Annotated in this window: 3 protein-coding genes; all 3 read left to right on the forward strand. The window is 45.0% G+C overall.

Annotated elements, in window-relative coordinates; translation table 11 throughout:
* The coding region (locus B4K20_RS14755; protein ID WP_289283491.1) for a TolC family protein at positions 1-351 on the forward strand (351 nt) is incomplete at its 5' end.
* The gene (locus B4K20_RS14760; protein ID WP_289283492.1) at positions 344-1,726 is read left to right on the forward strand and encodes an efflux RND transporter periplasmic adaptor subunit; all 1,383 of its coding nucleotides are present in this window, start codon (positions 344-346) and stop codon (positions 1,724-1,726) included. The genes B4K20_RS14755 and B4K20_RS14760, both read left to right, overlap by 8 nt.
* Complete coding sequence (locus B4K20_RS14765) at positions 1,719-4,859, forward strand: efflux RND transporter permease subunit (protein WP_289283493.1); 3,141 nt, start codon at positions 1,719-1,721, stop codon at positions 4,857-4,859. The genes B4K20_RS14760 and B4K20_RS14765 overlap by 8 nt, the downstream gene beginning before the upstream one ends.
* The last annotated feature ends 113 nt before the right edge of the window (positions 4,860-4,972 follow it).

The following is a 4,972-nucleotide window of genomic DNA, read 5'->3' on the forward strand; positions in this document are numbered from 1 at the left end:
AAACAAAAAATGGCCATTTCACAAAAAAACAGTGAATTAAAACAACAACAGTTCGCCTATCAGGATAGCTGGAATCAGGTTCAAGCAGAGATTGCTAATTACATGACGCAATATGAGCAGGCACGTCAGCAATATAGCTTATTAAATACAGGCATCTTGCCTCAGGCCCGACAAACTATAGCGTCAATGCTATCGGGTTATCAGGTGAATAAAGTCGACTTTCTTAACCTGGTAAGAGCACAAATCACACTTTATGACTATGAAACCCAGTTATGGCTTAGCGTAAAAACAGCAAAAACGGCATTAGCAAATCTGAAGGCCAGTGTAGGTAAGGACACTTTTTATGAATAAAACAACGTATATTTTTATCAGTTTAATCAGCGGCTTATTGATTGGTACTGGCGGTTTAATGACATATCAGCACTTGACCAGCCCACCAGCAGTGACAGCAGAAACCACGCAGAAACCGGCCAAACCGTTGTATTACCGTAATCCAATGAATCCGGAAGTCACGTCGCCAGTTCCTGCTAAAGACCATATGGGCATGGACTATATACCGGTTTACGAAGACGAGGCCTCTACACCAGAAAAAGCTGGTACGGTTAAAATTGATCCGGTCACCGAACAGAATATCGGTGTTCGTACCGCAACTGCCAAACTTTCCAGCTTATCGCACCTTATTCGTACAGTCGGTAAGGTGACCTATGATGAAGAGCGCATATCTAAACTTCACCCCAAAACAGAAGGCTGGGTTGAAAAGCTTTTTGTCGATAAAACAGGTACCAAGGTTGATAAAAACACGATGTTATTAAGTGTGTATTCGCCACAACTGGTCACCAGTTCACAGGAATACTTATTAGCGATTAGCAGTGCAAAAACCCTGGAAAACAGCCCCTTTGACGATATTCGCCACAGTGCAGAACAAATGGTTGTTTCAGCGCGGCAACGTCTGGCATTACTTGATGTGCCTGAGCATCAAATTCACGATATGGTGAAAACGGGCAATATCCCTAAAGCGCTGCATATCCATTCTCCGTTTAATGGCACAGTGATTAATATCGGCGCCCGTGAAGGCCAGTATGTCACACCCCAAACGGAGTTATATATGCTGGCCGATCTCAATAAAGTCTGGGTGATCGCACAGGTCTATGAGTCGGATCTGCCTTGGGTCAGTGAGAACGATACGGTTGACATGCAATTAACTGCCATTCCAGGAAAAACCTTTAAAGGCACGCTTTCTTATATCTACCCCTATGCTGAAGCTGCAACCAGAACCATTAAAGTGCGTATGGCATTTGATAATCCGGATTTGCTATTAAAACCGGACATGTTTGCAAATGTCACCATTCATACCAAAAATCAGCCTGAAGCCATTACGGTGCCGACTGAGGCCATAATTCGTTCAGGTGATAAAGAGCAGGTGTTTATTATGAGAGCAGCGGGTCAGTTTGAGCCGCGTAAGGTCACTACCGGATTAAGTGCCGATGGCAGGACGCAAATCCTAAACGGCGTGAATGTGGGTGATGAAGTGGTAACGTCTAGTCAGTTCTTGATTGATTCTGAGTCTAAACTTAATGAAACGACTGAGAAAATGCGTGCAATTGGCGCCCCTGCATCTGAAGAAATGCACGATCATCAACAAGACATGATCGAACAGGAGACACCAGCACCGGCGTCGTCTTCGTCAATGAACATGCTAGAGATGGAGCATCATCACCATGATTAAGTCCATTATTGATCTGGCATTGCGTGAAAAACTACTGGTTTTACTTGCAGCCAGTTTTTTGGTCGTCACAGGTCTATGGAGCCTGAAAAATGTATCTCTGGATGCCATTCCGGACCTGTCTGATGTTCAGGTGATTGTATTCACACAGTATCCGGGACAAGCACCACAAGTTGTTGAAGATCAGGTGACCTATCCCTTAACGACGGCCATGTTAGCCGTACCTAAAGCCAAGTCTGTACGCGGCTATTCCTTTTTTGGCCTGTCGTTCGTTTACATTATTTTTGAAGACAATACCGATATGTATTGGGCACGGTCACGGGTACTGGAATACCTGAATTATGTCAGTAACCGTCTCCCAGAAAACGTATCGCCAAGCCTCGGTCCTGACGCTACCGGTGTTGGCTGGGTATATGAATATGCCTTAGTTGATAAAAGCGGTCGTCATGATTTAGCACAATTGCGTTCCATACAAGACTGGTATTTACGTTATCCGCTGCAAACCGTGGATGGCGTGGCAGAAGTGGCTTCGATTGGCGGTTATGTCAAACAATATCAAATCGAAGTCGATCCCAATGTCCTGCTGAATTACCACATTCCATTATCCAAAGTGAAAAAAGCCATTCAGCGTTCGAATAGTGATGTTGGCGGTAAATTAATTGAAATGGCAGAAACCGAATACATGGTGCGTGGATTGGGTTATATCCAGTCACTTGATGATATTCGCTCAATTTCCGTCAGTGTGACTGAAGATGGCACGCCAATTCGTCTGGCAGATATCGCTAATATTCACTACGGCCCTGATTTACGCCGGGGACTCGCTGAGCTGAATGGCGAAGGTGAAGTCGCAGGCGGTATCGTCGTTATGCGTTATGGTGAAAATGCACTGAGTACCATTAATAACGTAAAAGAAAAACTTAAAGAACTGGAAAAAAGCCTGCCAGCAGGTGTGGAAATACTGCCCGTCTATGATCGCAGTGATCTGATTCATCGTGGTGTGAATAATCTTAAACACAAGCTGCTGGAAGAGTCGCTTATTGTCAGCTTGATTTGTATTATTTTCTTATTTCATGCACGTTCTGCACTGGTAGCAATTGTTACTTTACCCATTGGTATATTGATGGCATTTATCGTAATGCACTGGCAAGGGATTAATGCCAATATTATGTCGCTTGGCGGCATAGCTATTGCGATAGGTGCGATGATTGATGGTGCCATTGTGATGATTGAAAATGCACATAAACACCTGGAAAAAGCCGCAACTGAATTAGGCAGAAAGCTCTCTTCATCTGAACGCTGGCAAGCGATAGCGACTGCCTCTAAAGAAGTGGGACCGGCATTATTTTTCTCGCTTATGATTATCACCGTGTCCTTTCTGCCGGTGTTCACGCTGCAGGCGCAGGAAGGCCGTTTATTCAGTCCCTTAGCATTCACCAAAACGTATGCCATGGCAGCGGCAGCTATTCTGGCAATAAGTTTAGTACCTGTTTTAATGGGATTACTGATTCGCGGCAATATTCTTGCTGAAGCCAAAAACCCGTTGAATCGTTTATTACACGGTATTCATCGGCCTATTCTAAAATTTTGTATTCATTATCGTTTTCCCGTATTGCTTATCACCGTATTGCTGTTAGCTGTTAGTATCATTCCCATACAACGAACAGGCAGCGAGTTTATGCCACCACTCGATGAGGGTGACATTTTGTATATGCCAACCACCTACCCCGGACTGTCTATCTCTAAAGCACGGGAGTTAGTGCAGCAAACAGATAAGATTCTCCATACCTTTCCCGAAGTGGCTTCGGTGTTTGGTAAAGCTGGTCGCGCTGAAACAGCCACAGATCCGGCTCCGTTATCAATGTTCGAAACAACTATTCGTTTAAAACCGCGAGAGCAATGGCCAGACCCTAGTAAAACCACACGGCAACTGATGAATGAAATGGATGAAGCCATCCAGTTTCCAGGCCTGACCAATAGCTGGACAATGCCCATTAAAACAAGGTTGGATATGTTATCGACAGGCATCAAAACACCAGTCGGCATTAAAATCAGTGGTCCCAGCTTAACCGAACTCAATACATTAACTGCGCAAGTTGAACAACTGCTCAACACGCTCCCTGAAACCTTGTCTGCATTTGGTGACAAAGCGACAGGCGGATATTTTGTTGATATCAATATCAACAGAGATGAAATTGCGCGTTATGGCTTACATATTGGCGATGTACAAGATGTCATTCAGACAGCCATTGGTGGTATGAATGTCACCTATACGGTTGAAGGCCTGGAGCGATATCCCGTCAATTTGCGTTATCCACGGGATATGCGTGATAACTTAAATGAGCTTAAGCGCACCCTGATATCAGCACCAACCGGCGCCCAGATTCCATTATCACAACTGGCCGATTTAAGTCTGAAACGGGATGCCCCAGTCATCAAGACAGAAAACTCACGGCCCAATGCCTGGGTCTATATTGATATAAAATCCGATGATATCGGCGGCTATGTAGAGAAAGCACGTCAATTGATTGATGAAAAGGTATCGCTGCCACCGGGTTATACCCTCAGTTGGTCAGGGCAGTTTGAGTATATGCAACGTGCCGCAGAGCGACTTAAGCTGGTGATTCCTCTGACACTGTTACTTATCTTTTTATTGTTATACCTCAACTTCCGTAATATTCGGTCACCGCTTATTGTGATGCTGTCGATCCCGTTTGCCAGCATTGGCGGTTTATGGTTGCTGTATTGGCTTGGATTTAACTTCTCTGTTGCCGTTGCTGTCGGTTTTATTGCACTAGCTGGCGTTGCCGCTGAGATTGGCGTGTTAGTTCTAACCTTTATCGATCAGAAGATAGATGAAGTCAGGAAACAGAACCCACAACAACAACTCACCAAAGAGGCTATCTGGCAAGCTGTGTTTTCAGGCAGTGCAGAAAGAGTCCGTCCAGTTGCCATGACCGCTATCGCCATTACCGCTGGCCTGCTGCCCATTTTATGGAGTCATGGTACCGGCAGTGATGTGATGCAGCGCATTGCTGCGCCTATGGTAGGCGGGATGATTTCCGTTACCGTATTAGCCTTGTTTGTTTTACCGTTAATTTATGGTTTGGTTTTACAGTTTATTGAGCGTCGAAAATAGATGTGTCATGCAAACATAAGTCAGATATTAAACGCCGCCAGTATTGCACAGGGTTTGCTTTCCCCGCCTGCAGCGCAGTTACCCGCCAAGCGTTTTAAACTGTCACGTGCTTG

This window comes from Methylophaga sp. UBA5088, from assembly GCF_002414625.1.
GTDB lineage: Bacteria > Pseudomonadota > Gammaproteobacteria > Nitrosococcales > Methylophagaceae > Methylophaga > Methylophaga marina.